The organism is Micromonospora sp. NPDC002296 (assembly GCF_040296145.1).
Lineage (GTDB): Bacteria > Actinomycetota > Actinomycetes > Mycobacteriales > Micromonosporaceae > Micromonospora.
This window is the reverse complement of record NZ_JBEOWQ010000018.1, coordinates 1-26,073: the sequence shown is the minus strand read 5'-3', so window position 1 is coordinate 26,073 and position 26,073 is coordinate 1. Positions and strand designations below refer to the sequence as shown.

At 70.2% G+C, this 26,073-nt stretch carries 37 protein-coding genes; 24 read left to right on the top strand and 13 right to left on the bottom strand.

Annotated features, from left to right (window positions below; genetic code table 11):
* Position 1 precedes the first annotated feature (1 nt).
* The 16 genes from ABT023_RS16275 to ABT023_RS16200 all read left to right on the top strand — a co-directional run bounded on the left by ABT023_RS16275 (position 2) and on the right by ABT023_RS16200 (position 9,620).
* Positions 2–502 (top strand): hypothetical protein, encoded by a 501-nt coding sequence (locus ABT023_RS16275; protein WP_350886084.1) that lies wholly within the window; start codon positions 2–4, stop codon positions 500–502.
* An 18-nt stretch (positions 503–520) separates the two neighbouring features.
* Positions 521–1,090, top strand: coding sequence for a hypothetical protein (locus tag ABT023_RS16270; RefSeq protein WP_350886082.1), 570 nt, complete (start codon positions 521–523; stop codon positions 1,088–1,090).
* On the top strand, positions 1,087–1,503 hold the full coding sequence (locus ABT023_RS16265) for an HK97 family phage prohead protease (protein ID WP_350886080.1): 417 nt from the start codon (positions 1,087–1,089) through the stop codon (positions 1,501–1,503). Before ABT023_RS16270 ends, ABT023_RS16265 begins: the two co-directional genes overlap by 4 nt.
* On the top strand, positions 1,500–1,841 hold the full coding sequence (locus tag ABT023_RS16260) for a hypothetical protein (protein ID WP_350886078.1): 342 nt from the start codon (positions 1,500–1,502) through the stop codon (positions 1,839–1,841). The genes ABT023_RS16265 and ABT023_RS16260 overlap by 4 nt, the downstream gene beginning before the upstream one ends.
* A gap of 2 nt (positions 1,842–1,843) precedes the next feature.
* Positions 1,844–2,254 carry a phage tail protein gene (locus ABT023_RS16255; RefSeq protein ID WP_350886076.1) on the top strand — a complete coding sequence of 137 codons (411 nt, stop codon included), beginning with the start codon at positions 1,844–1,846 and terminating at the stop codon, positions 2,252–2,254.
* A 23-nt stretch (positions 2,255–2,277) separates the two neighbouring features.
* Positions 2,278–2,613, top strand: coding sequence for a hypothetical protein (locus ABT023_RS16250; protein WP_350886074.1), 336 nt, complete (start codon positions 2,278–2,280; stop codon positions 2,611–2,613).
* Between the two features lie 109 nt (positions 2,614–2,722).
* Positions 2,723–3,181, top strand: a complete 459-nt coding sequence (locus ABT023_RS16245; protein ID WP_350886072.1) for a hypothetical protein — start codon at positions 2,723–2,725, stop codon at positions 3,179–3,181.
* Positions 3,174–4,934: a hypothetical protein gene (locus tag ABT023_RS16240; protein WP_350886070.1), complete on the top strand. Its 1,761-nt coding sequence runs from the start codon at positions 3,174–3,176 to the stop codon at positions 4,932–4,934. Before ABT023_RS16245 ends, ABT023_RS16240 begins: the two co-directional genes overlap by 8 nt.
* A gap of 2 nt (positions 4,935–4,936) precedes the next feature.
* A complete protein-coding gene (locus ABT023_RS16235) occupies positions 4,937–5,713 on the top strand; it encodes a hypothetical protein (RefSeq protein ID WP_350886068.1) in 777 nt (258 codons plus the stop codon).
* A complete protein-coding gene (locus tag ABT023_RS16230; RefSeq protein ID WP_350886066.1) occupies positions 5,710–6,789 on the top strand; it encodes a DUF5047 domain-containing protein in 1,080 nt (359 codons plus the stop codon). The genes ABT023_RS16235 and ABT023_RS16230 overlap by 4 nt, the downstream gene beginning before the upstream one ends.
* Positions 6,786–7,520, top strand: coding sequence for a hypothetical protein (locus ABT023_RS16225; protein ID WP_350886064.1), 735 nt, complete (start codon positions 6,786–6,788; stop codon positions 7,518–7,520). The genes ABT023_RS16230 and ABT023_RS16225 overlap by 4 nt, the downstream gene beginning before the upstream one ends.
* Before the next feature lie 2 nt (positions 7,521–7,522).
* Positions 7,523–8,086, top strand: a complete 564-nt coding sequence (locus ABT023_RS16220; protein ID WP_350886063.1) for a hypothetical protein — start codon at positions 7,523–7,525, stop codon at positions 8,084–8,086.
* Positions 8,087–8,099: 13 nt separating this feature from the next.
* Entirely contained in the window at positions 8,100–8,363 is a 264-nt protein-coding gene (locus ABT023_RS16215; RefSeq protein ID WP_350886061.1) for a hypothetical protein, read from the top strand.
* Positions 8,360–9,091 carry a hypothetical protein gene (locus ABT023_RS16210; protein WP_350886059.1) on the top strand — a complete coding sequence of 244 codons (732 nt, stop codon included), beginning with the start codon at positions 8,360–8,362 and terminating at the stop codon, positions 9,089–9,091. Before ABT023_RS16215 ends, ABT023_RS16210 begins: the two co-directional genes overlap by 4 nt.
* A gap of 2 nt (positions 9,092–9,093) precedes the next feature.
* Entirely contained in the window at positions 9,094–9,360 is a 267-nt protein-coding gene (locus tag ABT023_RS16205) for a hypothetical protein (RefSeq protein ID WP_350886057.1), read from the top strand.
* Positions 9,360–9,620, top strand: a complete 261-nt coding sequence (locus ABT023_RS16200) for a hypothetical protein (protein ID WP_350886055.1) — start codon at positions 9,360–9,362, stop codon at positions 9,618–9,620. Before ABT023_RS16205 ends, ABT023_RS16200 begins: the two co-directional genes overlap by 1 nt.
* A gap of 99 nt (positions 9,621–9,719) precedes the next feature.
* Here ABT023_RS16200 and ABT023_RS16195 read toward each other — a convergent pair whose 3' ends face one another.
* The 11 genes from ABT023_RS16195 to ABT023_RS16145 form a co-directional block, all read right to left on the bottom strand.
* Positions 9,720–10,169 (bottom strand): hypothetical protein, encoded by a 450-nt coding sequence (locus ABT023_RS16195; RefSeq protein ID WP_350886053.1) that lies wholly within the window; start codon positions 10,167–10,169, stop codon positions 9,720–9,722.
* A 113-nt stretch (positions 10,170–10,282) separates the two neighbouring features.
* Entirely contained in the window at positions 10,283–10,510 is a 228-nt protein-coding gene (locus ABT023_RS16190; RefSeq protein WP_350886052.1) for a hypothetical protein, read from the bottom strand.
* A gap of 204 nt (positions 10,511–10,714) precedes the next feature.
* A complete protein-coding gene (locus ABT023_RS16185; protein ID WP_350886050.1) occupies positions 10,715–12,712 on the bottom strand; it encodes a hypothetical protein in 1,998 nt (665 codons plus the stop codon).
* Positions 12,713–12,790: 78 nt separating this feature from the next.
* Positions 12,791–13,702 carry a hypothetical protein gene (locus tag ABT023_RS16180; protein WP_350886049.1) on the bottom strand — a complete coding sequence of 304 codons (912 nt, stop codon included), beginning with the start codon at positions 13,700–13,702 and terminating at the stop codon, positions 12,791–12,793.
* Between the two features lie 5 nt (positions 13,703–13,707).
* The gene (locus ABT023_RS16175; protein WP_350886047.1) at positions 13,708–14,091 is read right to left on the bottom strand and encodes a hypothetical protein; all 384 of its coding nucleotides are present in this window, start codon (positions 14,089–14,091) and stop codon (positions 13,708–13,710) included.
* Between the two features lie 14 nt (positions 14,092–14,105).
* Positions 14,106–14,588, bottom strand: coding sequence for a hypothetical protein (locus ABT023_RS16170; RefSeq protein WP_350886045.1), 483 nt, complete (start codon positions 14,586–14,588; stop codon positions 14,106–14,108).
* On the bottom strand, positions 14,585–14,719 hold the full coding sequence (locus ABT023_RS16165) for a hypothetical protein (protein ID WP_350886043.1): 135 nt from the start codon (positions 14,717–14,719) through the stop codon (positions 14,585–14,587). The genes ABT023_RS16170 and ABT023_RS16165 overlap by 4 nt, the downstream gene beginning before the upstream one ends.
* Positions 14,716–14,889: a hypothetical protein gene (locus tag ABT023_RS16160; RefSeq protein WP_350886041.1), complete on the bottom strand. Its 174-nt coding sequence runs from the start codon at positions 14,887–14,889 to the stop codon at positions 14,716–14,718. The genes ABT023_RS16165 and ABT023_RS16160 overlap by 4 nt, the downstream gene beginning before the upstream one ends.
* Before the next feature lie 80 nt (positions 14,890–14,969).
* A complete protein-coding gene (locus tag ABT023_RS16155) occupies positions 14,970–15,152 on the bottom strand; it encodes a hypothetical protein (RefSeq protein ID WP_350886039.1) in 183 nt (60 codons plus the stop codon).
* A gap of 3 nt (positions 15,153–15,155) precedes the next feature.
* Positions 15,156–15,323: a hypothetical protein gene (locus ABT023_RS16150; RefSeq protein WP_350886037.1), complete on the bottom strand. Its 168-nt coding sequence runs from the start codon at positions 15,321–15,323 to the stop codon at positions 15,156–15,158.
* A 2-nt stretch (positions 15,324–15,325) separates the two neighbouring features.
* A complete protein-coding gene (locus ABT023_RS16145; RefSeq protein ID WP_350886035.1) occupies positions 15,326–16,792 on the bottom strand; it encodes a hypothetical protein in 1,467 nt (488 codons plus the stop codon).
* Between the two features lie 125 nt (positions 16,793–16,917).
* Here ABT023_RS16145 and ABT023_RS16140 point away from each other — a divergent pair, with 125 nt between their 5' ends.
* Entirely contained in the window at positions 16,918–17,457 is a 540-nt protein-coding gene (locus ABT023_RS16140; protein ID WP_350886033.1) for a UTRA domain-containing protein, read from the top strand.
* Positions 17,458–17,459: 2 nt separating this feature from the next.
* On the top strand, positions 17,460–18,221 hold the full coding sequence (locus tag ABT023_RS16135) for a GntR family transcriptional regulator (protein ID WP_350886031.1): 762 nt from the start codon (positions 17,460–17,462) through the stop codon (positions 18,219–18,221).
* 57 nt (positions 18,222–18,278) lie between these two features.
* Here the strand turns inward: ABT023_RS16135 and ABT023_RS16130 are convergent, their stop codons facing one another.
* Both ABT023_RS16130 and ABT023_RS16125 read right to left on the bottom strand, forming a co-directional pair.
* On the bottom strand, positions 18,279–18,659 hold the full coding sequence (locus ABT023_RS16130; RefSeq protein WP_350886029.1) for a hypothetical protein: 381 nt from the start codon (positions 18,657–18,659) through the stop codon (positions 18,279–18,281).
* 184 nt (positions 18,660–18,843) lie between these two features.
* Positions 18,844–19,044: a hypothetical protein gene (locus tag ABT023_RS16125; protein WP_350886027.1), complete on the bottom strand. Its 201-nt coding sequence runs from the start codon at positions 19,042–19,044 to the stop codon at positions 18,844–18,846.
* Positions 19,045–19,259: 215 nt separating this feature from the next.
* Between ABT023_RS16125 and ABT023_RS16120 the strand changes: the two genes are divergently transcribed.
* The 6 genes from ABT023_RS16120 (at position 19,260) to ABT023_RS16095 (ending at position 25,878) form a co-directional block, all read left to right on the top strand.
* Positions 19,260–19,502, top strand: coding sequence for a winged helix-turn-helix domain-containing protein (locus ABT023_RS16120; protein WP_350886025.1), 243 nt, complete (start codon positions 19,260–19,262; stop codon positions 19,500–19,502).
* Between the two features lie 271 nt (positions 19,503–19,773).
* Positions 19,774–21,279, top strand: coding sequence for a tyrosine-type recombinase/integrase (locus ABT023_RS16115; RefSeq protein ID WP_350886023.1), 1,506 nt, complete (start codon positions 19,774–19,776; stop codon positions 21,277–21,279).
* Positions 21,280–21,723: 444 nt separating this feature from the next.
* Complete coding sequence (locus ABT023_RS16110; protein WP_350886021.1) at positions 21,724–22,347, top strand: PASTA domain-containing protein; 624 nt, start codon at positions 21,724–21,726, stop codon at positions 22,345–22,347.
* A gap of 357 nt (positions 22,348–22,704) precedes the next feature.
* Positions 22,705–23,241, top strand: a complete 537-nt coding sequence (locus tag ABT023_RS16105) for a hypothetical protein (protein ID WP_350886019.1) — start codon at positions 22,705–22,707, stop codon at positions 23,239–23,241.
* A gap of 138 nt (positions 23,242–23,379) precedes the next feature.
* Entirely contained in the window at positions 23,380–24,108 is a 729-nt protein-coding gene (locus tag ABT023_RS16100) for a type III secretion system chaperone family protein (protein ID WP_350886017.1), read from the top strand.
* 714 nt (positions 24,109–24,822) lie between these two features.
* Entirely contained in the window at positions 24,823–25,878 is a 1,056-nt protein-coding gene (locus tag ABT023_RS16095; RefSeq protein WP_350886015.1) for an NAD-dependent epimerase/dehydratase family protein, read from the top strand.
* The last annotated feature ends 195 nt before the right edge of the window (positions 25,879–26,073 follow it).

The following is a 26,073-nucleotide window of genomic DNA, read 5'->3' as shown; positions in this document are numbered from 1 at the left end:
GATGGCGCAGGCAGGATCGCGGCCGGCCGGGGCGAAGAGCACCCCGGCGGCTGAGCAGACGCAGACCGATTCCACCCCGTCGGAGACCCCCAGCGGGGACATGGCGCGGGTGGCGGAGCTGGAGGCCGAGGTGGACCGGCTCCGCGCCGAGCTGGCAGACAAGGACGTCCAGGAGCCGACCTCGGGAGGCCCGGAGCCCCGGTACGTCGACGCGCTCGTCGACGCCCTGGTCCACGGGAAGCCGATCGACTTCGCCGGGGCCGAGGTGCCGACGGACGTGCAGCGCCGGCTGGCCGCCGCCGGCCGGCTCCCGGGCCGTCCGGTGGAGCCGTCGTTCGGGCTGTCCGAGGGGCAGCGGCAGGAACTGGTGGCCACCGGCAAGACCGTGTCGCCGTTCACCGGCGCCCCGCAGGTCGGCTCGGGCAGGCCGGGCGAGAAGCCGCGGGTGGTGTCGCCGGCCGAGCACGCCAAGACGCCGGCCCGGCCGGCGGGCGACAAGTAACGGAGAGGGGTGACCACCATGCAGGCTCACACCAGCACGGCCGCGCTGCTGCCGGTTGGCGGGCGCTGGCTCATCGAGGTCGACGCGACCGAGATGCCGACCGTGGTGGTCACCCTCCCCGACAGCACCACCATCACCCCGGCGGTCACCACGACCGCGACCGGCCGCTACCAGGCCGCGCACACCGTCACCGTCGCCGGCCGGCACGTCGCCCAGGTGGCCACCGCCGACGACGCGATCGACTTCGCCGCGTACGCCACCGCGGCCACCACCGCCGGCGGCATGCCGACCGTCGACGACGTCGCCGACTACATGCGGGAGGGCGCGGCCTCGTGGGAGACCGAGGACCTGCAAGACGCGCTTGACGCCGAGGCCGCCGCACAGCGGTCCGTCTGCCGCGTGAGCGCCATCTACCCCGCCGACCTCCGCCAGGCCCTGTTCCGCCGTGTCGTCCGGAACCTGGCCATGCGGCAGCTGCCGCTCGCGGTGCTCCAGGGCGACGCGGAGACGGGTAGCGCCACGCTGCCCGGGCGTGACCCGGAGGTCCGCCGCTTCGAGGCACCGCACCGCCGGATGGTGGTCGGATGATTACCGTCGACTTCGCGGCCCGCACGCTCGCCGACCTCGTCGTGCCGTACGGCCCGGACGCCCTCATCGGCCGCCGCCGCTGGCGCGTCGAACCCGGCAGCATCGAGTGGTCCGACCCGGGCCGCGTCCGGCTGCTCCGCGACCACGTCCGCTCCGCTGCGGCCGGATGGGCCGTTGAGCTGACCGAGCACCCCGCAGGCCTCGCCGGCCTGTTCCGGATCGACCGCGGCCCGGCCGGCGACCGGGTGCTCGCGCAGGCCGGCGACGGCACGTTGTCCGGGCTGTCTCCCGGCCTCGACGTCACCGACACCGCCCCCGACCCGGCGCGGCCCGGCGTGCACGTGGTCCGCCGCGCCCTGCTGCACGAGGTGTCGATCACCGCCTCGCCCGCCTTCACCAGGAGCAGCCGATGAGCCTCGCCGGTGCCCGCAACGACATCGAGGCAGCCCTGTCCACCGCCCCCGGTGTGAAGGGCTACGCGTACCGGCCGATCACGCCCCGGCCCGGCGACGGATGGCCGCTGCTGTCCGCCCTCGACCGCGCCGACGGGCTCGCCTTCACCGCGACGTGGCGGGTGCTGGTGCTGCTGCCGCAGGACGAGCGGGCCGCCAGCGACTGGATCGACGCCCACCACGAGGAGCTCGTCGACGCGCTGCTGCCGGTCGGGTTCGTCGACCGCCTAGAGCCGGTGGTCCTGACCGCCGGCCCCGCCGACCAGTACGCCCTACAGATCACCATGAGGGGTGAGTGACCATGCCCGCAGCCGCCGGCGCCCACGTGTTCCGCAACGCCGTCGTCACCGTCGACGACGTCGAGTACGCCAACCAGCTCACCAAGGCCCGGCTGGTACCGGACACGCCGATCCAGACCCAGCGGACCCTCGTGCCCGACGGCGTCGTCCAGGACGTCGATTCCACTGTGTGGACGTTCGAGATCAGCGGACTCCAGATCAACGTCGCGGGTGGTCTCGCGAAGGCGCTGCGCGACGCCGCCGGCACCCAGATCGAGGTGACCCTTCAGCCCAAGGCCGGCACCGGGCAGGCCACCGCCACCTTCACTGTGCTCGCCCTGATGCCGGAGTTTGGCGGCGAGCAGGGCAACTGGCTCACCCAGGAACTGGAACTGCCCGTTGTCGGGCTGCCCGTGTTCGGCCTCTCAACCTGATCGGAGACCTGCTGATGCCGTCGATGCTCATTGAGCTTCGCGTCGAGATGGACGACGGGACCACGTACGACGTGGTCGCCGACCAGCGCGACGTCGCCCGCTGGGAGATCCAGGACTTCGGGTGCCCCATCGGGCAGATCGACACCCGGATGCACCTGGCGTACCGGTGGCTGGCCTGGTCGGCTCTGACCCGCCGCCAGCAGATCACCCTTTCGTGGCCGGATTTCGACCGCGACTGCGTCGAGGTCATCGACCCACCCGACGCCGACGAGGGGACGGCAGGTGACGTGGACCCTGGCCAGCCGGCTCCGTCCGCGCTGGCCTCGTCGCCCTCGCCTGGCGCACCGGTCAACCGCTGACGGGGCCGGCTGGCCTCACCGAGTGGCACCCGCGGGACCTGGCCACGCTCACGGACCTGCTGGAAGAAGAGGATGCGGCCCGGCGCCGCGCTGCGAGGGGGTGATGGCGATGGGCTCGATTGACGATCTGATCCGTGACCTGCGCCGCTTCGAGCAGCGCAAGGTGGTCACCAACGCCCTCGCGAAGGCCGTGCGTAAGCCGGTGCCCCAGATTCGGAGGCTGATCCGCCGGCGGGCCCTGGTCGCGCTGCCGTCGAGCGGCGGCTTCGGCAAGTGGGTGTCGAAGCTGTCCATCACCGCGAGCGTGAAGTTGCAGGGCCGGGCGGCCGGTGTGCGGCTCAAGGGCCGCCGGCGGGGCCACCCGGACAAGCAGCCGCGCGTGGATCTGCGCCGCATCGACCAGGGTCGTGCGGCGCACCCGTCGTGGGGTCGGCGCGGTGACGGCCAGTGGCATTTCCAGCAGGTCGAGCCGGGGTTTTTCAGCCGCCCGGCGACCGAGGTCGACCAGTGGCGTGCGGCGTGTGTGGATGCCGTCGATGAGGCCCTGGAGGTGATCCGCCGTGGCTGACCGCGATGTCGAGGTCGATGCCGTACTCCGGGACAAGACCGGCCCCGGGGTGCAGTCGGTCGCCCGCAACCTCAAGCAGGTCGAGCGGAGTTGGAAGGACGTCGACGGGCAGGGCAAGAAGACCGTCGCCGCCGCACAGCAGATCGCCGGCCAGTGGGGCCGCGGCCTGTCGAAGATCAGCGGCGCGGCCAGCAAGTGGGCCAACAGCGGCGACAGCGCCGGGAAGAGGTTCGTGCGCGGCGTCGGGGCTGGCATCGGGAAGCTGGCCTCGCTGGGCGGACAGATCGGCGGCAGCCTCTCCAAGGCGGTCAGCGCGGCCGGCCCGTACGTGCAGGTTGCCCTCGCTGCGGTCCTCGCCGCCGCCGCGGTCGCCGCTGCCCCGGCCATCGCCGGCGCGATCGTCGGCGGCGCCGGGGTGGGCGGCATCCTCGGCGGCGTCATGATCGCCCGCAAGGATGCCCGGGTCGCCGGGGCCCTCGACGACCTGAGTGAGCGGGTGGGGTCCGGGCTCCAGGATGCCGCGAAGCGGTTCGTGCCGGCGACCCTCGGCGCGATCAAGGAGGCCGAGGGTGCCTTCCGGGGGATGCGCGCCAACCTGAAGCGGATCTTCGACGTGTCCGCGAACTGGGTCGCCCCGCTGACACGCTCCCTGGGGAAGGCCGCAAGCCTCGCTCTCGACGGCATCACCAAGGCGGTCACCAAGGCCGGGCCGATCATCGCCGTCATCGGCCAGGGCGTCGAGAGCATCGGGGCGGCTGTCGGGAAGTTCTTCGCCGACCTCTCCGACAACGGCGCGTCGATGGCCCTCGCCCTCAAGGGCGTGTTCTTCCTGGTGTCGAGCTCAATCGAGAACACCGGGAAGGTGCTCAACTTCTTGGTTGAGGCGTTCGAGTTCTTCGTCAACAAGATCCCCGGCGGCAAGCAGATGCTCGACTCCATGGCCGCCAGCCAGGACACCGCGAAGACCAGCACGTTTAACCTGGCCAGCGGCTTTCAGGCCCTCGCCACCGACTCGAACGCCGCCGCCCTCGGCATCACCCGGGTCAAGGAGCGCTCGGACGAGCTGGTCAACGGCACCATCGGCCTCGCCCGCGCGCAGATCGCGTCCCGCGACGCGACCCGGCAGGCCAGCCAGGCGATCGCTGAGAACGCCACCGCGAAGCTGACCAACCGGCAGCGGTCGGACGCGAACAAGACGGCCCTGCTCAACATGGCCGACGCGTTCAACCAGGAGGCCGACGCCGGGGACAAGTCCAAGATCAGCGCCCAGCAGGCCAGCACCGCGTACGCCACCAACCGGCAGCGCTTGATCGCCATGGCAGAGAAGGCCGGGTACACGGCGGGGCAGGCCCAGGCGCTGGCCGCAAGGCTGCTCAAGATCCCCAAGAACGTCACTACCAGCATCAACGCCAACACCTCGGCAGCGATGTCCAAGGTAGAGACGTTCCAGAAGAAGGTACGGAACCTCCAGGGCAAGACGGTCACCATCACCGTGCGGGTGAACAACCGCACCGGCGACCACTACATCCCCGGCGTCGGGACCCAGGTGAAGGGCTCGGCGGCCACCAACGGCGGCGCGTGGGCATCCGCCGCCGGCGACACCACCGCCCGCACCGGCGGCCCCCGCCGCACTGAGATCGCGCTGACCAACAGCGTCTACCTCGACGGCACGCTGCTCTACCGCACCGTCGACCGGCGCATCGCCGAGTCGGAGCAGCGCACGGCCTGGCGGCAGAAGGTCGGGACGCGGTAGCCGTGGCGGTAGCGATCAGCGCGACCAGCCAGGACACCTGGCCGCCCCGTGTCCTCGTCTCAGTCACCGGCCTGGCCCTCGGCGACTCCGTCGAGCTGTTCCGGGTGGCCGGCGGCGACCGCACCCCTGTGCGGGCGGGTGAGGCCACCGCCGTCACGGACACCTCGTTCCTGCGCGTCGACGCCGAGTTGCCGTTCGGCGTGCCCGTGTCCTACCTCGCCGTCGTCAACGGAGCCGGCGAGTACACGACCGTCCCGGCCACCTACGCCCTGCCCGGTGGGAAGGTGGCGATCACCGACGCCATCAACGGCAGCTCGGCCGAGGTCGTCATCCTGTCCTGGCCCGACAAGACGTACGAGCGGCAGGCCAGCGTGTTCGTGGTCGGCGGACGCAACGTCGTGGTGGCCGGCGACCTGGGCATGTGGCAGGGCGACGTCGAGCTGTTCGTTGACACCACCGCCGCCCGGGACAACGTCGTCGACCTGGTCGCCGACGCCACCGAGGGCGTCGTGCAGATCCGCCAGCCCGGCGGCTACGACGGAGTCGACTCGTACGCCGCAGTGCTCCGGCTCACCGAGCGACGCTGGAGCCAAGACGGATCCGACCCGCGCCGCGTCATCGTCCTCGCCGCAGCCCAGGTGGAGGGTTGGGCGCCGGCTCTGGAGGCGCAGGGCTACACCCTCCAGGACATCGCCAACTACTACACCGGCCTCACCCTGCAGGACATCGCCGACGACTACCCGACCCTGCTCGACCTCGCGCAGGGAGACTTCGGATGATCGAGCTGTCGACCGAGGCACAGTCGGTGCTGACCCGCAGTTACCGCCTCTACCTGCGGGTGGAGTCGTGGCTGGGCGACGAGCTGCTCGCCGACGACGTGCCGGTGGAGACGGGCGCTGAGGAGGTCGACAGGTCCCTGCGCGTGCCCGAGCGGGTCACCCTCACCGTGCCCCAGCTCGACCGCGGCGTGTCCTGGTCCCCGACCACCGCCGACCATCCGCTCGCCGCGAACGGGCAGCGGCTGCGCGTGCAGCTCGGCGTCGGACTCGGCGTCGGCCGGGTCGAGTGGATCCAGCGCGGCTGGTTCGTCATCCAGTCCAGCGACGCTGACGGCGACTCGGTGTCCGTGCAGGCCGGTGGCCTGCTGTCGCTGGTCGACGAGGCACGTCTCGTCTCGCCGTACCAGCCCACCGGTACGCTGCTGAGCACGCTGCGCGGCCTGGTCGAGCCGGCGCTCACCGTGGTCGCCGACCCGGCGCTGGTTGACCGGGCCGTCCCGTCCGGCATCAACTACGACGAGGACCGGCTCTCCGCCGTCGGCGAGCTGCTCGACGCGTGGGCGGCCGACGCCTCGGTGACCGCCGACGGCTACCTGCATGTCGCGCCGATGGCCACCAGCACCACACCGGTGCTGGCTCTGACCGACCGGCGCGGCGGCACGGTCATCAAGGCGACTGGCTCCAGCACCCGCGAGGGCGCGGTCAACGCGGTGGTCGCCAGGGGCACGGCAGCGGACGGCACTCAGGTCCAGGGCGTCGCCTACGACTACACCGGCCCGAAGGCCCTCGACGGGCCCTTCAACCCGCTGCCTGTGCCGTACTTCTACAGCTCACCGTTGCTGACCACCGTGGCGCAGGCGTCCTCGGCGGCGCAGACCGTCCTGGCCCGGCTCAAGCGGGGCACAGGCCGCGAGTTCGACGTCGAAATGGTGCCGCATCCCGGCCTCCAGGACGGCGACACCGTCACCGTCACCACCGACGACTACGTCGCCCTGGCGTGCACGGTCGAGGGCCTGCGGCTGCCGTACACCCCGGCCAGCGGGCCGCAGCGGCTCACGGTGAGGAGCCTGGTGTGAGCAGCATCCTCGCGACCGCGCTGACCGCTAAGAGCGGCACCACGTGCACCGCCGACGTCAACGGCATCACCACCACGGTGCAGGTCGCCCGCGATCTCGCGGTGGCCGCCGGCGATGTCATCCTGGTGACGCGGGTCGGCGCGCAGTGGTTCGCCACCGCCCGGGCGTTCGCGGCAGCCCCGCCGCCGCCGGCAGTGGGCGACGAGAACCAGGCCCCGCCGCCGCCCAAGCCGCTCGTGACCACCGGGTCCCTAGTCGTCCCGCCGGTGGAGACCCGGTCGTGGCGGCCGATCTACTCCGGCTGGCGCACCGACAACGACGACGTCTACCAGGGCGAGTACGGCGGGCAGGGCAACCACACCGGTGCCGTCTTCTACGGCACCAAGCCGAGGTCGTTGGCCGGGGCGACGGTGACCAGCGCGCGGATCCGCGTCCAGCGGCTCTCCGGCGGCACGTACGCCGCCCAGTCCACCACGATGCGGCTGATGACCCAGTCGAAACGGCCCGGCGGCGTGCCGACCCTGACGTCCAGCACCGCTGGACCCAGCCTCGCCGTCGGGTCGAGCACCACCGGGTTCACCATCCCCGACTCGTGGGCGCAGGCCATGGTCGACGGCGACGCGGGAGGCCTCGCCTTCCACACTGCCGGCGGCAGCCCGTACGTGCGGTTCGCCGGCCGAGGCTCGTGGAGCGCGGCCTTCACCCTCACGATCAACTGGCGGAGAGGATAGCCATGCCAGAGACCAGCCAAGGCCTCACCTACCCGGGGTCCACTGGCCACGCCCGGATCTGGGAACACCTGCAGGAGCTCGCCCAGGACGTCGACGCCGCGCTGTCGTGGCTGCGGAACAAGCCGGCGGCGATGCTGCGGCAGAGCAGCGCCCAGTCCTTCCCCGCCTCGACCTACGTTCCGGTGACCTTCCAGACCGAGGACCTCGACGACGACCCCGACGGCGTCGGCGGGCACTCCACCAGCGTCAACCTGTCCCGGTACACGGCCCGCTACGCCGGCTGGTACCGGGTCGGCGGCGGCTTTTCGTTCGCCAGCAACGCGTCCGGGATCCGGCACGCGGTGTGGGCGGTCAACGGAGCCCAGGTGCCCGGTACCGCCCTCGCGATCGACGCCACTACCAACTCGTCGTCAACGCGGCTGCCGATGCGGTCGGTGCTGGTCAACCTCGGCATCGGCGACTACGTCGAGCTGTGGGCCTGGCAGGGCTCCGGCGGCTCGCTCAGCTCCGACGCTACCGGCACCGGCCAGGCCTGCATGTCGGTCGACTTCGTCCGGAACCAGTGAGAGGAGCAGGCAGATGTGGCATGCAGTAGGCGACCCGGCCGACCGCCGGTGGGACTGGGACGCCGACGAAGACCGGCACCTCATGGTCCTCGACAACGGCGTCTTCGCCGAGTGGCACATCCAGTGGGTGCACAAGTACCGGGCGCCCGAGCAGATCAACGAGGAGTGGCCGCTGACCGACGCCGTGTGGTTCGAGACCATCGACCACGGCGCGCAGGTCGACTCCGACGAGGAGGCGTTCGCGCTCCTGGTCGACGCCGTGGCGGTGGTGCCGTGACCGCCCCCGTGCTCGTGCCGAACCTCCGGTCGCTGCGCGACGAGTTCGACCGGCGGTGGCCACGGCGGGACCGCGCCTCGGACGGCTGGATCGGCGACCAGGCGCACGCGGCCGGCGTGTCCGGCCACAACCCGGACGAGTCCGGCCGGGCCGAGCGCCAGGACGCCGACCGGCGCGATGAGGTCCGCGCCCTGGACGTCGACCGGGACCTCGACACCGCCGCCGGCGACGAGCTGTACGCCGAGCTGGACCGGATCCGGCGCGATCCGGACCTGCGCCGCCGGCTGATCTACATCATCTACCGCCGGCAGATCGCCTCGGCGTCCGCCGGCTGGGTGTGGCGGCCGTACACCGGCCCCAACCCGCACACCGAGCACGGGCACCTGTCGGGGCACCCCGACTACGACGACAGCACCGCGCCGTGGGGCGTGGCGAGCATGGAGGACGAGATGCTGACCGACGCCGACGTGGATCGGATCGCCACCGCGACCGCCCGCAAGACGTGGACGTGGGACCTGCTCAACGGTGCCGGCACCGACGAGGCGTACCGGGTGCTGACCCGGGCCGCGACCGCCGCGGTGGCCGCAGCTGGCCGGGATCCCGTCGACGAGCGCGCCGTGGCCGCCGAGCTGCTGACGGTCCTCACCCCGGGTGCGATCGCCGCGGCCCTGCCGGACGACGTCGCCCGGCAGGTCGCCGACGAGCTGGCCGCGCGGCTGAGGGAGTGACCGTGCCCAACTCCGAACAGCACCGCCTCGGCACCTCACCACTGGTAGTGGAGATCGGCCTGAAGGAGATCTACGACCTGCTGGTCGCACTGAACACCAACGTGCAGATCCTGGCCGGGGACATCAAGGACCTGTCCAGCAAGGCCGACGACCACGAGCAGCGTCTCCGATCGCTGGAGCGTGCCCGCTGGCCCCTGCCGACCCTCGCCGCCCTGGTGTCGGTCGGTGCGCTGATCCTCGCCCTGCTCCAGTACGGAAGGACCACCTGATGACGATGTCCAACCCCGCCCCGACCCCTGTGCCGGCGAGCACCGCGCGGGAGCCGCTGTTCACCGTCGGCGGCATCACCGCCGGCGTGACCGCGTCGATCGCGCTGGGAGTCGCGTACGGGCTGCCCGTCACCGACGCGCAGCAGACGGCGATCCTCGGCCTGGTCGCCGTGCTCGCCCCGCTGATCGTGGCGGTGGTCGCCCGCGGTCGGGTCTACTCGCCGGCCACCGTGCGGGGGCTGTTGGCACGCCGCCGGTAAGCTCGTCGCCGCGGTGCCGACGGTTCCGGGCCGGCCGGTGCCGACCAAACATGCAGCGGCCCCACCTCGCCGAGGTGGGGCCGCTTCGTCGTGTCGCGGTCAGCCCAGGGTCAACGCCAGAGCTCCGAACATCTGCGCCTCCGGGTACTGCACCTTGCCGCGCTTGGATATCTCTACGCCGTAGAAGCCCTTCCCGGTCGGCACTGCGGGAATGGTGAAGGTGAACTTGCAGCCGTCGGGGACGGTCGCGCCCGGGCCAGTCTCCAGGATCCCGTCGCCCAGCTTCCCGAGCCCGATGGTGGCGCCGGCCGAGTCGGTCACGACGATCTGTGCGCCGGGGCTGACGTCGTCGTAGCCACCCTTGCCGCGGCATCCGGTGGTCGCAGTCCACGAGTAGCCGTCCGGGTCGTCGAGCATGAGGGTTCCGGCGACGGTGCGGGCGGCCGGGGCGCTCGACGGCGGGGCGGCGGCCGGTTCGGGGTCGCTGGAGCAGCCGGCGAGCGCGGCGGCCAGGACGAGGGCGGCGGGGATAAGGGTGCGGCGGGTCATCGGGGCACCGTAGCGGCGGTGCCCGGGCTGAGGTGTCCCGGACGCGACAGCGCCCCGCTCTCCCTGGTGGAGGGCGGGGCCGTCGTGTGTCTGGGGTCAGGCGGGGGCGCGCATTATGTGTCGATGTAGTCCTCGGCGCCGGTCATCGCCAGGGCCCGCCGGTCATGCGCCCGGCACAGGTCGACGTTCTCGCCGCCGAGCCACCGCTCGTCGAAAATGATCCCGCCCCGGGCCACCTGCCGGGTCACCGCCGCGACTCGGGAGCATTCGGCGACGTTGCAGGGGGTGTCGGGCGCGGGCACAGGGTTGGCGGCGGGTGCGATGACCGGGACGGGTGGCATGCGCGGCGTCACCTCCGGGGCTGGTGATCGAGCCTCCGAGGGTACGAGCCGTGCTCGTGATCTCGCATCCATCTTTCCGCTGCCCACCCCGCCTGATTGGCACGCACGGTGCGCATCGAACGCTGGCGAACCGTGACCGAACAGCCGAACGTCGACGCCCCCGCTCGGCTCCGGCCGGCGGGGGCGCTCTCGTGCGTCTTGGGGTCAAGCGGCCTGGCCAACGACCTCGTATCGGCCGTGCCCCAGCCGACGCACCGCCGCCACGTCCTTCAGCTCGTCGAGCAGGTTGTACACCTGCGACTCCGAGTACCCGGTGGCCTCTCGGATCGCCTTCGGCTGGGCGTTGCCGGCAGCGATCGCGTCGAGCACCTTCTGCTGCCCCGGCGAGAACCCCGCCGCCGTGGATTCCTCCGGCATCCAGAACCGGTCGACCCGCCGCACCGCCGGCATGCTGTCGCCGAAGTCGAGCACGTCGCCAGTTGCCGACGCGTCTACGGCCGCGTCCACCATCGCGTCGAAGTCGATCACCCCGCTGTCGGCCATCTCCAGCAGCCGCCGGTCCTGCTCCAACTGCTCCGCCGCCTGCACCTTCCGGTTGGCGTACAGGCGTCCGGCGATGTTCGCCTGCCGGGTCGACAGCTCCCGCCACACGAGGCGGGACGGCCACACCTTGGCCAACTGGTCGGTCACCCAGTAGCCGCGGAACGGGGCCGACCGGGCGCCCTCCTCCGGGTCGGACAGGAACGCGTACCCGGGCAGCTTCGGGAACTGCCGGGGGTCGACGTCGACCCCGAACACCTGCTTGACGTTGGCCGACTTCGACTTGAGGATCACCCCGTTGCCCTGGAGGACACTCGACCGCAGGGTGTCGGCGAGGTTCCCGGCGCCACCGAACGCGTCGAGGGTCGGCGACTGCGACGCGAGGATCAGCGCCACGCCTACCTTCCGGCCCTCCCGGGCGATCGTGGTCATGGCCACCTGCGTGGCGGCGGCCAGCAGCGGGTTCTCGGCCGCCGACAGCGGCTTGTGGCACTCATCGACGATGACCAGGGTGCCCGGGCGGGCGTCGGTCGGTGTGAACCCGACCTGCCGGTTGGCGCGGTTCTCCGCCCCGTTGATCTTCATGACGCGAACGGCGGCCTGGAGCATGTTGTAGATCGCCTCGAACGAGGTGGCCGCGAAGTCGGCGTGCTCGACCAGCATCGGTGAGCTGTCACCGTTCTGCCCGTCTCCGTAGAAGATGACCGTCGGGTGCGACGTTGACCCGGCGCATGACATGGCGATCTGCTCGATCATGCGGGACTTACCGGAGCCGGGGCCGCCCTGAAGGTAGCCGCCGAAGATGCCGTCCTGCCGGTACACCGTCCACTGGGCGGTGCCCTCGCCGTCGACGAACGGGCCGAGGTTAACGCGGCCGGTGGTGGCGTCGAAGCCGTCCGCCGGGCCGGGCCACACCTTCGGTTCCTTCACCTGCGGCCTGGTGACGATGGTCAGCAACGCGTTCGGGGCGGGCAGGGTGGGGTGTTCCTCAACGATGACTTCCTGGCCGGGCATCAATCCGAGCCCGGACCGCAGTGTCTCGGTGGCGGCTCGTGCCTGCGACGCGGTGTGCACGCCCGGGACGAGACGCAGCGTGTACCGGTAGCCGGCCTTGATGATCTGCGGGCGGGTCAGGGTTGACCCGGCGAACGCCCGGCCCTGCCCACCCAGGTTGGTCGCCCACCGGGCGGCGAACATGTCGTCGCCCTGGACGTGCACCCCTGGCGGCAGGCCGGGTCCGATGCGGTGCTCCCGCCACCACAACAGCGACAGGCCGCAGCCGAAGATCGTGAGGGTGGCGACCGCCCCGAGGGTCAGACCCGTCGCGGTGACGGTGCTCAGCCACCCTGCGGCGAGGTACAGGGCGGCCACGAACCGGTGCCGCATCCTGCGGTCGGTGATCCGCCGGCGGGTCGCCCACGCAGTGATCACGGCGGCCGTGAACGCCACCCCGGCGACGGTCAGCGCGGTCTCCTGTTCGGCGCCGGTGACGTTCGCGGCGATCCGGCACGCGCCGGCCGCGACAACGAGGGCACCCATCGCAGCCCACGGGGCGGCTTGCGCTCCCAGCCCGGACGGTCCGTCGACCAGCACAGACGGGTGGACCGGTGGCGGCGGTGTCGTGTCGGCGGCCAGCTCGGACACCTCGGCAGTCGTGCTCATCTCATCTCCTTCGGGGTGTCCCGGCTTCCACCGCACGGCGCAGACCCGGAAGCCTGCGCCGCACGGCGGTAGTCGGGGCTACCGGCCGTTGAGCATCATGTCCTTGTCCCCGGCGTCGGGGTTCTGGTCGTACGCCTCCTGCACGGTCTTCTGCTTCCCCAGTTCCTCGGCGTGCCGCTTGGCGGCGGCCTGGGCGTTGGCGAACGCCTCCTGCATGTCGTGGGCGGACTGGAGGCCCTGCCCCTTCACCTTCGACTTGGTGAGGAACCCGATGTAGCCCTCGTTGCCGGCGGCACCGTGCTCGCCGGCGAACTGGGCCAGAGCCGTGGTGTACGAGATGGCCGGGTCGAGACCGGTCACTTCACCGTTGACGTTGGGCATGACGATCTCCTTCGCGGTGGGGAACATTGGAATGACGGTGGCGAGCTTCGGCTGCTCGCCGGTGGGTTCCGGCGTCGGCGCGGGAGCCGGCTCCGGGGTGGACTGGTTGCCGGCCTGACCCGGGCCGACGATCTGCACGCCCTCGCCCGGCATGGCGTCGGTGTCCGAGCATCGGTGCGCCGCAGCACCCGCCTTCGCCGCAGCCTCGGAGTCGTAGTCGAAGCCCTTTCCGGGGCAGCCCAGACGCCTGCATGACCACGCCCACTTCCCGGCGGTCGCCCGGGAGGTCGACGTACCGTCGTGCACCACCGAGCTGGGCGACAGCCTCGGCTCCCGCGCCACATCGACCATGTCGTCGACCGGCTTCGGGGCCGCCGCCTTGGCCCGGCGCCGCTCGGTGTGCGCCACCAGGGCGTCGGAGTACAGGTCGGCCGCCCACTCCCGGGTGCCGTACCGGGCCTGCCCCGTCACCGGCTTGCCGGCGGCGATCGCCTTCTGCTTCTTCAGTTCGTAGCGGGGGTTCGGGGTGCCCTTCGCGGCGTGGAGGACGTCGGTGGCGGCGGTCTTGAACATCCAGGTCAGCACCCAGATCCAGAACAGGATCTCCACGGCGGCTACCGGCCCTTCCGCGACGACAGGCCCTGCGCCCGCGTCGACACCAGGAAGCTGACGACCACGGCGGCGAGGGCCAGGCCGACCGTGGTCGTGCCCACCCAGTCGCCCATGTTGTCCTCAGCCCAACCCCACAGGTCCGCGAGCTTGTCGCTGAGCCAGTCGGGGAACGCCCCGTTGATGCCGACGATGAGCGACGGCAGCACGAACGCGCCGATCACGGCGTACTGGTCGGGCTGTCCGTCCTTGGCGATGTCGATGCCGATGATGATCAGCGCGGCCAGCACGGCGATGATCTGCACGGCGGCGGCGAGGCCGACACCGACGAGGCCGGCGCCGCCGATGACGGCGATGGCGAACCCGATCCAGGAGAGCGGCTTCATCATGGTGTTGTCCTTTCTCAGAGGAGCACCCACGCCGCGAGGGCGAGGGCGGGTCGGATGATGTGGTCGGCGATCTGCGGGCCGGGGCCGGTGAGGATGAACAACTTCCACACCCCGAAGACAGCCCCGGCCCGCAGCGGACGCTGGGCGATCCACTCGACGTACCGGCAGACGGCGGTGATGGGCAGGCTGACCGCCCGGTGCCAGGCGACCCCGAGGCCGCGGACCGGCCCGTAGGTGCGCTTCGTCCACCCGGCGTGGTGGGCGTACGCGGCCAACTCGGCGACCGACGCGGGCGGTTGGGTGAGCAGGTTCGGCGGCACCCAGTACGCCCGCGACGCGCCAAGCCAGCCGACCAGCCGATCACGGAAGGTGATGCCCTCCGGGTGGAGAGTGGAGTGTTCCCGGGCCGTTTCGCGCTCAGCGGGGGCACCCTCGGACTCTCCACTGGAGGGTGGAGAGTTACGGAAGGTGACCTTCGCGCCGTTGGTGAGGGTCATCGGGCTGCCGTCCCGAGGGCGGCGGCGAGCAGGCCGGCGAGCAGGGCCAGGGCCAGGGCGACGGCGATGACCCGGCCGGTGTTCACGTCGCCTGCGGAGCCGCGGTGCACCCGCGACGGGTGGCGGGTCATCGTCCGGCCGTCGTGATGTGCGGGCGGACGCGGGCGCGGGTGGCCTCGGTGACCCGCTGGGCGACCTGGCCGAGGTTGGCGGCGGGCAGGGTGACCGTGCGGCCGGCGAGGGCCGTGGCCGGCGAGTCGTCCGGCACGGTGCCGGTGATCAGGATCTTCGGGCTTGCCATGATGGGTGCTCTCCTTCGGGAGTGAGTGCGGGGCCGGTCCGGCTTGGAGGTTGGGGCCGGCCCCGCGGCTTGCGGTGGGGTCAGATGCCGATGCGCTTCCACCAGGGCAGCAGCGCCCGCGCCTCGGCCAGGCGCTGACCGGCGGCGGCGTGCGCGTCCGGCTCGTTCGGGTACCGGCGGCGCACCTCGGCCAGCACGGCGCGGCGGTGACGCAGCCGGAACCGGGCGGTCCTGGTCTGCTCGCTCATCACGCGGAAACGCATGCGTCAGCTCTCCTGGTTCGGGTCGGTGGCGGCGATGCGGTCCAGCTCGTCCGCGAGGTGCGGCAGGCCGGCGTCCCGAATCTCGTCGCGCACCTGGGTGTGCCGCTGCGGGTCGCCCTTGGCGGCGATCAGGTCCCGCTCCAGGCGGCGGTGCGTGGTCGGCTTCGGCATGGTCAGCTCTCCTTCTTCTCGGTCTTCGCGGCCCGCTCTTCGCGGACCAGTCGGATGGCCGTGCCGGCGTCGCCAGCCGACGTCCAGCCGAGCTTCTTCATCACCTCGGACCGGGCCGGGACCTCGCCCCGGTACGCCCGTTTGAGGGCGCTGACCATGGTCTGAATCCGGGGCGGGATCTCGCCTCCGGCGGCCGGGCTGATCGGCCGGGCGCGGTCCACGCGGGCGGTGGTCCGCTGCGCTGGAGTGGTCCGGGTGGCGGGCACAGACCCGCTGGTCGCGGGCTGGTCCGCCGGGGCCGGGTTGGTCCGGGCGTGGACCAGGTCGCGCGTCTCGGTCTGGTCCACCGTGCTGGTCCGGTCCGGACTGGCCGGCTGGTCCACCGGAGTGGTCCGGATCTGGTCCGCCGAGTTGGACCGGAATCGGTCCAGCCACTCCTGCGGGATCTGGTCCGGGATTTGGTCCGCGATGGCGGCCGGCATCCGTACGCCGTGGACCATCCGGGTGGCGTCGTCGGTCGCCCGGATCTGGTCCACCTGGGCGCGCAGCTTCATCGTTGCCATCCGGGTGGCGAGCCGGATCTCGTCCAGCTCCGTGCGCAGTTCGAGGCTCACCGGCTCGTCCGGGTCCCGCTTGACGTCCTCGATGATGCGGCGCATCACTTCGGAGTCGGGCTGCACGGACGAGACCACCACGTGCGCCACCGCGTACCGGCGGCGAGCCGCCTCGATCACGGTCTCCTGGGTCTGCTCCGCGCGGCCGGTGAGGGCTCGCCGACCGAGCCACGACCACGGCCACGAGCCGTTCGCCCACCGCATCGCCCGGGCCATCCGGCGGATCTGCCACTCCTGGTGCTCGTCGCGGACGTCCTGGTCAGCGGGCGCGATCGCGCCGATGGCGATCAGCAGCGCGCGGGGCGTCCAGCGGAACCGGCTCGGCGTGGTGGAGCGGCGCGTGACCCGGAGCAGCGCCAGGTACCACAGGCAGGTGCCGAACACGACGATCACGGCTCGGCCGACCATGGCCCCGAACTTGGCACCGGCGATGACCGCTAGGACGCCACCGAGGACGGAGAAGAGGAAGAAGAACGGGCCGGCCGGGCCGAACCCGGTGTTCGGCTTGCCGTCCTTGTCCTTGCCCTTGCCGTGGTCGTAGATCATCCCGACCGTGACCCAGGTCGCGGCCTCCAAAAAGACCGCGAAGGCCTGCGCCTCCCACTCGGGGAGCTCGAAGAACTTCACGCAGAAGTCGTAGGTGCCAGTGACCACCGCCCAGGTAACGCCCGCTTGGACGACCGCCTGGCCGATGAGCAGCTTGAGGTTCGGCGCGGCCCCGCGCACGGCACGAATGCTCTTGACGACCAGGCGGGCGACTCCGGCGAGGACGACTACGGCGAGGATCGCCGCGATGCCGGCCACCGAGATGACCAGCCAGGGATCGCGGTCCCACCATTCGGCGATGTGCTTCATGCCGGCCACCGTACTGCCTATCGCATGAGGCGGCAAGGATGCGTAGAGTCGAGTCGTCAGGGAAGTTGCGCGATCAGGCAGTAAGGTCAGCCGCAGGCCAGGACGAGCCAAGGGGGAGCCGAATCATGGGACAGCCGAGGTGGACCACCACCTCCGACCAGTACATCCAACCGACAGCCGGCGGCTGGACGGTCGAGGCCGAGGACGCAGGCCAGCTCAGCACCCAGCGCATCCTCGCAGCCGAGACCATCCCTGCCCCGGTGAACATCGCCGTCTGGCTCGGTGTGCCGGCCGACACGCCGATCGTGGTCCGACGGAGGCTCATCCTCGCCAACGACAGGCCCATCGAGATCGCCACCTCGTACTGGCCCGGCAGCATCGCCTCACTCACCGCGCTGGCAGACCCCTCCAAGATCCCCGGCGGCACCGCGCGGTTCGTCGGCGAGATGGGCTACACCCCGACCGAGATCCGCGAGGACATCACCGCCGGGCCCGCGCGCGCCTTCCTCGCCGCCGACGAGCGGAACGCCCTCGGCGTGGCTAGCGCAGATCCCGTGCTGTCGCTGACCCGCATCCTGCTCGACCACGCCGGCAAGCCCTACCAGCACGACGCCAACACCATGCGCGCCGGCCGTCACATCCGCTACGTCCGATCGGCAGGCTGACGGTGCCCACCCCTCCCCGTGACCCGCGGCCCCGCAGCCAGCAGATCGCCGCCGACCTGCGCGCCGACATCATGAGCGGCGACCTGGCCGCCGGCGCGAAGCTGCCCTCCACCGCCGAGCTGGGCCAGAAGTACAGCGCGCCCGGCGCGACCATCCAGAACGCCATCGCCATCCTCAAGGCCGAGGGCTACGTCGAAGGGCAGCCTGGCCGGGGCGTCTACGTCCGTCCCACCCAGCAGCAGACCATCACCCCCGCCGAGTACGCGGCCCCGGCGGCGCCCGGCCAGCCGTACGCCTGGATCACCGCGGCGACGGACCGGGGCCAGCGGGGCGCGTCCCGGCTGCTCGACGTCGGCGAGGTCCCGGCACCGGTCCAGGTGGCCGCCGCACTCGGTCTCACACCGGGCTCGCCGGTGGTGCGCCGCGCACAGGTGCTGTCCCTGGATGACAACCCGTCGGAGCTGGTGCACACCTTCTACCCGGTTGATCTGGCTCGGGGGACGGCGCTTGCAGAGCGGAAGAAGATCCGGGGCGGGTCGCCGGCGGTGCTCGGCGAGCTGGGCGCGGAGCCGGTGGCATTCGAGGACGTCATCTCGACCCGGCCGCCGACCACCGAGGAGTTCGTCGCGCTGGCACTGCCGACGGAGGTGCCCGTGCTGAGGACGTTCCGGGTGTGGGCCACGGCGGAGGGCCGGCCGGTGGAGTGCCAGGTGCTGATCAAGGCCGGGCACATGCACGAACTGCGGTATCGCTGGCCGTCGTGACCCAACGCACGAAGCCGCCCCCGACCAGCACGGTCGGGGGCGGCTTCGTGCGTTGGGTCAGCGCATCCGGTCGACCACCCCGGGCGACAGCGCCTCCAGGGCGGCAGCCAGCGCCATCAGCCGCCACCGGCTCACCATCACCGTGTCGCCGCCGGGCGCCGCCAACTCCGCGCTCGAGGTCGAGGCGAGCAGTCGGGCCGCCTTCACCGCGACCTGGTCGAGCCGGTCCGCCGTCGACCCGGCCTCGGGGATCTCCAGCACCGGCCGAATCGTCCGGGCGAGCCGCTCGGCCACGGTGGACAGATGGTCGAGCCGGTCGCGGTCCATGTCGGCGAGGACGGCCGGCAGCGCGTGTGCGGCCTGCTCGTCGGCGGCGAGGGTGATCGCGAGCCAGGTCATCTCGTCGTCGGTCAGGGCGGGAGCAGGTACGTCGGTCACGGGTCCTCCAGGCGGCGGGGTTACAGATCAGCGGGTGGTCCGAGACTCCAGAGTCCAGCGACGATCAGCGCAGTCCGGGCGTACGCGCGCTCACCGCACCGGCGCACCCGGCACTCCGGGCAGACGCCGTCGACCGGCCGGTGCCGGGTCATCAGCCGCCACCAGGTATGCCTGGCCGACTCGGTCACGGCAGCAGCCCGGCGATGCCGGCGGCGAGCAGGACCAGGACCAGTGCGGCGCAGATCCAGCCGGCGACGACCTCGCGGGTAGCGAGCGGCAGCCGGCGGGGCGGCTGGGGGATCGTGTCGCCGTCAGGCTGCGGCGGGCGGCCGTGCGCCACCGGGTGCGCGCCCGGCAGCGGGCCGATGTGCTCGCGCTCGACCATGGTGCCTCCATCGCGGGGGAGGTGGGTGCCGGGCGGGGCGGGATCAGTCGGGGGGACCTACGCCAGTCCCCCACCCGGCGGATCGGCCGGATCGTGCCAACGAGACCGGGCGACCACCCGACGCTAGGACTCTTGGTACACCAAGTCAACCCAGGACACACACTGCGTCACGATCGGTGGCAGGCTCGGAGGTGCCAACGAGACCGGAGTCCACCATGCCCCGACCCCCCGTCTACCGGGAGATCATCAAAGACATCCGCACGGCGATCGAGACCGGGCAGCTCAAGCCCGGCGAGCGCCTGCCCACCATCGCCCAGCTCGCCGAGCAGTACGGCGCGAGCGCCACGCCGGTCAAGTTCGCGATGCGCATCCTTGAGGAGTCTGGTCTGATCGAGACGTGGCAGGGCCGCGGGATGTTCGTCCGCCGACCCGACGCCGAGGTACACGTGGCCGAATAGCGCTGTAGCAGAGAGCAGAGTATTCGCTGAGACTCGGTCGTCTGCGACCTGCGTTTACGCACGTCGCTACAGCGTTAAGGGCGCAAGTTCTTCTAATCCCAAGGCCGCAGGTTCGAATCCTGCCGGGCGCACAGCACTTTCTCCCAGCCGATCAAGCCGCGTGGTGCGGCGCGTGGTGCGAACGAGCTAGGTTTGCCGCGTGGTGACGTCGAACAGCCGCAGGAAGCGGCACCGGGGAGAGATCGCAGTCCTGCCCAGTGGGTCACTCCGCGTGAAGGTCTACGCGGGCGAGGATCCGATCAGCGGCAAGCGGCACTACCTTTCCGAGACCATCCCGGCGGGCCGCACCGCAGCGAAGGACGCCGAGAAGGCGCGTACCCGCCTGCTGGCCCAGGTCGACGAACGGCGCAACCCGCGTACTCGGGCAACGCTGAACCAACTTCTTGACCGGTGGCTTGAGGTCGCCGAGATCGAGCCGACCACCCGCATGGGCTACGAGAACAAGCTCAACAAGCACATCCGGCCGGTGCTCGGCAAGCTGCCGGTCGGCAGGCTCGATGCCGAGACGTTGGAGTCGTTCTACGCGAGCCTGCGCCGCTGCCGCGACTGGTGCGGCGGCAAGGCGTACGTGAAACACCGCCTGGAGGGCGAGCACCCCTGCACGGCGAGGTGCCGGCCGCACGTCTGCAAGCCGCTCAGCGCCTCGTCGGTGCGGCAGATCCACTGGATCCTCAGTGGTGCCCTCAGCCGCGCCGTTCGGTGGCGCTGGATCGCCGTCAACCCCGCCGGGCAGGCCGAGCCGCCCGCGCCGCCGCATCCCGACCCGCAGCCGCCGAACCCGGCCGACGCCGCGCGCATCATCAACGAGGCGTGGCGCGACCCTGACTGGGGTGCGCTGGTCTGGCTCGCCATGACCACCGGCGCCCGACGCGGCGAGCTGTGCGCGCTGCGCTGGCACCACCTCGATCTGGCGGCCAGCGTGCTGACGCTGCGGCACAGCTCCTACCTGGACGAGCACGGCGCGCTGCGCGAGAAGGACACCAAAACGCACCAACAACGGCGGGTGGCGCTCGACCCGGAGACGATCGAAGTGCTGCGCGAGCTGCACGGCCGGTACCTCGACCGCCTGGCCCAGCTCGACGCGGACGCCGACCCCGCCGACTACGTCTTCTCTCCCGAGCCGGACAACAGCCGCGGCTACCGCCCCGACACCATCACCCAGCGGTACGGCCGGCTCGCTACCCGGCTCGGCATCACCAGCCACATTCACGCCCTGCGCCACTACTCGGCAACCGAGCTGATCAACGCTGGCGTAGACGTGCGGACCGTTGCCGGCCGGCTCGGTCATGGCGGCGGCGGGACAACGACGCTCAGGGTATACGCCGCCTGGCTATCGGAATCGGACCAGCGTGCGGCTGGGACGCTAGCTGCTCGGATGCCGCCGCGCCCTGTAGCGCCAACTCAAGGCACTGTGTCGAGCAGCCCGTACCAAGTGAAAGCGGCTGAGCTACGCGAGCAGATCGCCACTGGTCAGCTTCGACCCGGCGACCAACTCCCTCCGGTTGCCGAACTGGCTGCGGCGCAAGGCGTTTCGGTAGGAACCGCTCACCGCGCCGTGGCGCTACTGACGGCGGAGGGCTTGGTAAGCGTCGCCCGAGGTCGCCGGGCCACCGTCGCGCACCCTGGCGATCAGAACTCGCCAGATGGCCCTGGCGGCAACCTGGCTCAGGGTGCCGCACACACTCGGCCCGTCCCACGCCGGTCGGCTCATCTGTGACGGCGACACGCGCATTACGAGATCAAGTTGGTGACCTGCGCCTACCTGGGCTCGGCAGACCTGACGTGCGCAAATGCCTCTCGGCAGTTCTCATCGTCGGTGGTCGCGGTCCGGCCTCTTGAGGACTAGGTAAGGACTGCTGCCGACCGCGCGCCCGACCACCTGATCCGTAGCCTTGGCGAGGTCGTCCAGGTTGGTACAGCGCGGTCGGTGACGTCTGGTCATAGCCCTTCACCTGTCCGGGTCTACGTCGGCCCGTCCGCGTCCGTTGCTGTCACTCGTTGCTGTCATCGGATATCTGAAAGCCCTGGAGTCGCGCTGAGTCACTGGTCAGCTCTGTCTCTCCTCCTGCTACAGAACAGGAGGAGCAGCCGGACGCACGGCACGGGTCGTAGGTCCGCGGCAAGAGTTCCCTCGCGTTTTCTTTCCACTACCCTGAGGCTGATGAAGGGTCGCATGGTCCGCCGCGCTTGTAGCGCTGCCGTTCTAGTCATCACGCTCGCCGGTTGCGGCAGCCTTGGGCCGGCAACCTCTAGCAAGCAGCAAGACCGGCACAGCGTGGTGCCCGATCTACTCGGCGACACCATGGACACGGTCTACGACCAGCTAGAAGCGGTTGGCCTCGTAGCGTCTGCAACCAACGCTTTCGGCGGAAGCGACTGGACCGCTGATGCCGTCGTTGTGGGGATGACGCCTGCCCCTGGCACGACGGTTGTCCGGGGCAGCACCGTCACGATCTCCGAGGCAACGAGGGGAGAGATCGCATTCTTCTCCAAGCCAATGCCAGATCTTCGCGGCACGATGTGGATCGACACCGCCTCCGGGGCTACCGAGGCGGTCTACCCCTACCTCTCGTTCACTTGGCGAGACCCGCGCGGCAAAGAGAAACCGGGTTCGATCGTGGCTCAGAAGCCGGCGCCCGGAGCACGGATCAAGCTTGGCACCCCGATCAAGCTGACTGTCGCCAACCTCGACCCAATCGAGCCCGGAGCCGGCTCTACCAGGTCCGGCGCATGGCAGCCTGACGTCAACTGGCCAAACCTCTGTCGCCACAGGAGATGGTGTTGAGTGCACACTGCGAGCCGTCATCGCTTCGCAACTCGACCCGGCCAGTGGCTGTCGGGCAGCGTCGAGGCTGGCTGGCAGGCTTGGCTGTACAGCCACACGGGTTAGGAAGTGTGGACACGACCGGAAGTCGCTCGGCAGCGACCTGACCGGACCTGCGCGGCCATGCTGCCGCCACGTCCAGGAGTTGACCGCCGTTGACCGCAGTCGCCCATCCCGACGGGCACGCAACAGGCATGCCCGCATACGTCCACTATGCGCCGCCGGTGGTCGCAGCTGATCCCATGGGGGGCGCTCGTCGCCTACGGTATGCCCATGCTTCTATCCGCGCCGGCCCCTCCGGGACAGCCACTTTGGCAAGTGCTCGCCGTCGCTGCCATCCCTGCCCTCGCGGCCATCATTGCCGCATTCGTCGCCGGCCGCTACGCCAAGTCGTCCAAGACCAGCGAACACGAGGCCCAGCGTCTCCGGGATCTTGAGTCACGGATATCCGATCGCAAGTACGAGACGTACCAACCCATGATCGCCCTTCTAGGTGACATGCTGAACAGGGAGAAGGCGGCGGAACTGCTGAAAGGCGAAGACATACCCGCCCGCCTCCATGAGTTCGCTACTTGGGCCAGCATCTACGCTTCCGACGATTCTGTCCGGGCGTTCCGCAATCTGATGCAGGCTTCATACGCCGGGGCACCAGGAGAGATTACGCTTCGGCTCTACTGCGAGTTCGTCTTAGCAGCGCGACGTGATATCGGACGTTCTGACACCACCACCACGACCGAGGAAATCCTCGGTATGCGCGTCACCGACCTCTACGCCAAGGATGGCCTCCTGTGGGTGGTCAAGGAGTCGTTCCCAAAGATATGCCGCCGAGTTAACTGGTCGCCCCCTTGGGCTTAAGGCCGACAACGCAGACAACATTGCGCAGAAAGGTGGGCCGCATTGCCCGGAATTAGCTTGAGACCAACACCAGAGGGACCGGTTCGGAATCTCTTCGAGGAGCTTAAAAGGCTTCACCGGACGGCCGGTGAGCCGTCGATGCGGGAAGTCGCGAAGGGCATCGCTTATAGCTATGCCACCGTTCACGCTGCGATGCGTGGACCCAAAGTCCCTCGCTGGCCGGTTCTGGAATTGATTGTCGAGAAGCTCGACGGGAATGTCGATCAATTCAAGCAGCTTTGGGTTTCAGCCTTGGACTTCCACGAATCAAACGAGCTAACCCCACTCGACGGCGGGGCCACGGCCGTTAATACAGGCATACCAAAGGCTCATGCCGCATCCAGCACCTCACTCCCAGGCGGCGAACTGCCGGCGATCTCCGCGGAACGAATTCACGCCGCACTTGACGAGCTTGACATCTTGCACGCGGAAGAGGACGAAGATACTGCCCTAGCCTTTTGGTCGCGCTGTTCAATAACTTTCGCGACAGAAGGCCCCGACAAGGAGATCCTGGTGATCCGAACACGATCACTGGAGACCCTTCCCATCAGGGATCTTGAAAGAGCCCGCTCTGCCGTGAATGAATGGAACCACACGCGCCGGTTCATGAAAGCCTACGTGGGTGACCCGACCAAGGAAAGTAGATTGCCAATCTACGGAGAGATGCAAGTGCCGCTAGGGCAGGGCGCCACCGACCAACAGCTCCTAGAACTCGTTGACTGCGGAGCTGCGGTGGGAACAGCGCTGGTTGACTGGCTACACGATGAGATGCAGCTCATCGGGCAAGAGGCCACCTCTGACGTTCCTCGCTCACGTAGACGCTCCTAAGACGAGCGTCAAACTTCGTCAAATATCGCTAGAACTTCGTTAAGCATTGCCAGCCGGAGTGGCGGAAACGTCAGCTAGCACAGCAGACGCGTTCGGCTTCGACAAATGGCGTCCATCGCGCTCAACGCTTGAGGCAAGTCCAAAACATGGAGGAGCTTTAGGTGTCCACGCGGCTATTTGTCGAGCTGGCAAGCGAATTTCTCATCCAAGCTTCTGTCAGCTTTGCCTGGATCGCGCTAACGGCTATTGCGGCGAAGCTCAAGGAAAGGAGGAGGCGCAAGGGCCGAGGCTTTAAGCGCGGCGACGCTTAACCCCCGCGCTTCCAGCCATCCCGTCTGCCGCCGACCCACACACCGTGGAGCGGGCCAGGGCCAGGGCGACAAGGTGGAGCGCCCTACGGACGAACGACCTTGTCGCCCTGGCCCTGGCCTGCTCGGCTTGCCTGGGTCGGTGGCTGGCGGGATGGCATCCCACCACCCACGAACCGGAACCATTCGGCAACTCCATCTCGGAGTCGTCTGGCCCCCGCCGGAGGCATGCCCTTCGTTGGCCGGCGCGCCGGCCGATGCCGGCGCTTGCGCCGCCAGCAGGCCGAGCGCGGCCGGCGCGGCCCGCTTGCGGGCCGCCTTGACTCGATCTCGTGACTAACTCGGCAACTGGCTGCCGGTGCCCTCCGCCCATCGGACCATCGCCCCTGCTCGGCATGATGGGCGTATGCGCTTGCTGGTGCTCGGCGGGACCTGGTTCGTAGGACACGCGATCGTCACGGCTGCGATCGATGCCGGCTGGGAGGTGACGACGTTCAACCGGGGCACCTCAGATCCCTTTCTGGAAGCCGTGCGGCCCATCCGGGGCGACCGGACCAGTCCTGAGGACGTCGCCGCCCTCGTCGCCGCTGGTCCTTGGGATGCCGTGGTCGACACCTCGGGCTACGTGCCTAGGAACGTCCTCGACGTTGCCCGCACGCTCGATCCCGTCGCCGACCGCTACGTTTTCATGTCCACGGTCAGCGTCTACCGAGACTGGCCATTGAAGCCGCTCAGCGAGCGATCCGACGTGCTCTACTGCCCGCCCGACGCCGGCCCGGACTACGGCACCGACATAGAAGATGGGCCGACGCAGTACGGCTACCAGAAAGCCGGCTGCGAGGCAGCAGCAGTCGCCGCGTTCGGAGCAGACCGGACAACGATTCTGCGCCCCGGCGTCGTGCTCGGCCCGCGTGAGTACGTCGGCCGCCTGCCCTGGTGGCTGCGCCGCGTGGCCGCCGGCGGGGACGTCCTGGCCCCCGGCTCCCCCGACCGCACCATTCAGCCGGTCGACGTGCGCGACCTGGCCGCGTTCGCGCTCCGGACCATCACCGAAGGCACCTCCGGCGCGTTCAACGTCTGCGCCCCGGTCGACGGCGCCACCTTCGGCGGACTACTGGCGGACTGCGCCCACGCGACCCGAGGTGATGCCTCCTTCGACTGGGTGCCCGACGAGGTGCTACTCAGCCATGGCGTCCGGCAGTGGTCCGAGCTGCCCCTCTGGCGCACCTTCGACGGCGTGTGGCGCGTCGACACGGCCAGGGCACAAGCCGCCGGCCCGCACCGGCGCCGGACGGCCACCGTCGCCCGCCTTCCTCGTCCACCCGGACGTGCACCAGACCACCGGCACCGTCCACGCCCTAACCGTGACAGCAGGCCGCAGACCCGCGTAAGCCGCTGGTCTAAATGGCCGCAATGGCAGAAATCCCGTCCGGGCGGGGTTTCTGCCATTGCGGCCATTTAGACCAGCGCTCGGCCTTCCCCTCCGCGCCCATCCGCTGCCGTCAGCGGCGGCTACTCCCGTCGTCCCGTTGGTCCCCGGCAGACCGGGAGGGACGACGGGGCTAGGGCCTGTCCTGTCGATCATGGAAGCCAGATGATGGCGGCGATGAGGACCAGGCTGGATCGGTAGAGAGAGGCCCGTTTGGCGTATCGGGTG

What these genes read in the sequence shown, in the direction of transcription:
- ABT023_RS16185 (WP_350886050.1), bottom strand. Translation starts at nt 12,712, where the DNA reads ATGAGCACGACTGCCGAGGTGTCCGAGCTGGCCGCCGACACGACACCG.
- ABT023_RS16165 (WP_350886043.1), bottom strand. Translation starts at nt 14,719, where the DNA reads ATGACCCGCCACCCGTCGCGGGTGCACCGCGGCTCCGCAGGCGACGTG.
- ABT023_RS16175 (WP_350886047.1), bottom strand. Translation starts at nt 14,091, where the DNA reads ATGATGAAGCCGCTCTCCTGGATCGGGTTCGCCATCGCCGTCATCGGC.
- ABT023_RS16170 (WP_350886045.1), bottom strand. Translation starts at nt 14,588, where the DNA reads ATGACCCTCACCAACGGCGCGAAGGTCACCTTCCGTAACTCTCCACCC.
- ABT023_RS16100 (WP_350886017.1), top strand. Translation starts at nt 23,380, where the DNA reads ATGCGGGAAGTCGCGAAGGGCATCGCTTATAGCTATGCCACCGTTCAC.
- ABT023_RS16095 (WP_350886015.1), top strand. Translation starts at nt 24,823, where the DNA reads ATGCGCTTGCTGGTGCTCGGCGGGACCTGGTTCGTAGGACACGCGATC.
- ABT023_RS16160 (WP_350886041.1), bottom strand. Translation starts at nt 14,889, where the DNA reads ATGGCAAGCCCGAAGATCCTGATCACCGGCACCGTGCCGGACGACTCG.
- ABT023_RS16215 (WP_350886061.1), top strand. Translation starts at nt 8,100, where the DNA reads ATGTGGCATGCAGTAGGCGACCCGGCCGACCGCCGGTGGGACTGGGAC.
- ABT023_RS16275 (WP_350886084.1), top strand. Translation starts at nt 2, where the DNA reads ATGGCGCAGGCAGGATCGCGGCCGGCCGGGGCGAAGAGCACCCCGGCG.
- ABT023_RS16125 (WP_350886027.1), bottom strand. Translation starts at nt 19,044, where the DNA reads ATGGTCGAGCGCGAGCACATCGGCCCGCTGCCGGGCGCGCACCCGGTG.
- ABT023_RS16265 (WP_350886080.1), top strand. Translation starts at nt 1,087, where the DNA reads ATGATTACCGTCGACTTCGCGGCCCGCACGCTCGCCGACCTCGTCGTG.
- ABT023_RS16145 (WP_350886035.1), bottom strand. Translation starts at nt 16,792, where the DNA reads ATGAAGCACATCGCCGAATGGTGGGACCGCGATCCCTGGCTGGTCATC.
- ABT023_RS16190 (WP_350886052.1), bottom strand. Translation starts at nt 10,510, where the DNA reads ATGCCACCCGTCCCGGTCATCGCACCCGCCGCCAACCCTGTGCCCGCG.
- ABT023_RS16220 (WP_350886063.1), top strand. Translation starts at nt 7,523, where the DNA reads ATGCCAGAGACCAGCCAAGGCCTCACCTACCCGGGGTCCACTGGCCAC.
- ABT023_RS16230 (WP_350886066.1), top strand. Translation starts at nt 5,710, where the DNA reads ATGATCGAGCTGTCGACCGAGGCACAGTCGGTGCTGACCCGCAGTTAC.
- ABT023_RS16195 (WP_350886053.1), bottom strand. Translation starts at nt 10,169, where the DNA reads ATGACCCGCCGCACCCTTATCCCCGCCGCCCTCGTCCTGGCCGCCGCG.
- ABT023_RS16270 (WP_350886082.1), top strand. Translation starts at nt 521, where the DNA reads ATGCAGGCTCACACCAGCACGGCCGCGCTGCTGCCGGTTGGCGGGCGC.
- ABT023_RS16250 (WP_350886074.1), top strand. Translation starts at nt 2,278, where the DNA reads ATGCTCATTGAGCTTCGCGTCGAGATGGACGACGGGACCACGTACGAC.
- ABT023_RS16120 (WP_350886025.1), top strand. Translation starts at nt 19,260, where the DNA reads ATGCCCCGACCCCCCGTCTACCGGGAGATCATCAAAGACATCCGCACG.
- ABT023_RS16245 (WP_350886072.1), top strand. Translation starts at nt 2,723, where the DNA reads ATGGGCTCGATTGACGATCTGATCCGTGACCTGCGCCGCTTCGAGCAG.
- ABT023_RS16200 (WP_350886055.1), top strand. Translation starts at nt 9,360, where the DNA reads ATGACGATGTCCAACCCCGCCCCGACCCCTGTGCCGGCGAGCACCGCG.
- ABT023_RS16255 (WP_350886076.1), top strand. Translation starts at nt 1,844, where the DNA reads ATGCCCGCAGCCGCCGGCGCCCACGTGTTCCGCAACGCCGTCGTCACC.
- ABT023_RS16150 (WP_350886037.1), bottom strand. Translation starts at nt 15,323, where the DNA reads ATGCCGAAGCCGACCACGCACCGCCGCCTGGAGCGGGACCTGATCGCC.
- ABT023_RS16260 (WP_350886078.1), top strand. Translation starts at nt 1,500, where the DNA reads ATGAGCCTCGCCGGTGCCCGCAACGACATCGAGGCAGCCCTGTCCACC.
- ABT023_RS16140 (WP_350886033.1), top strand. Translation starts at nt 16,918, where the DNA reads ATGGGACAGCCGAGGTGGACCACCACCTCCGACCAGTACATCCAACCG.
- ABT023_RS16155 (WP_350886039.1), bottom strand. Translation starts at nt 15,152, where the DNA reads ATGCGTTTCCGCGTGATGAGCGAGCAGACCAGGACCGCCCGGTTCCGG.
- ABT023_RS16110 (WP_350886021.1), top strand. Translation starts at nt 21,724, where the DNA reads ATGAAGGGTCGCATGGTCCGCCGCGCTTGTAGCGCTGCCGTTCTAGTC.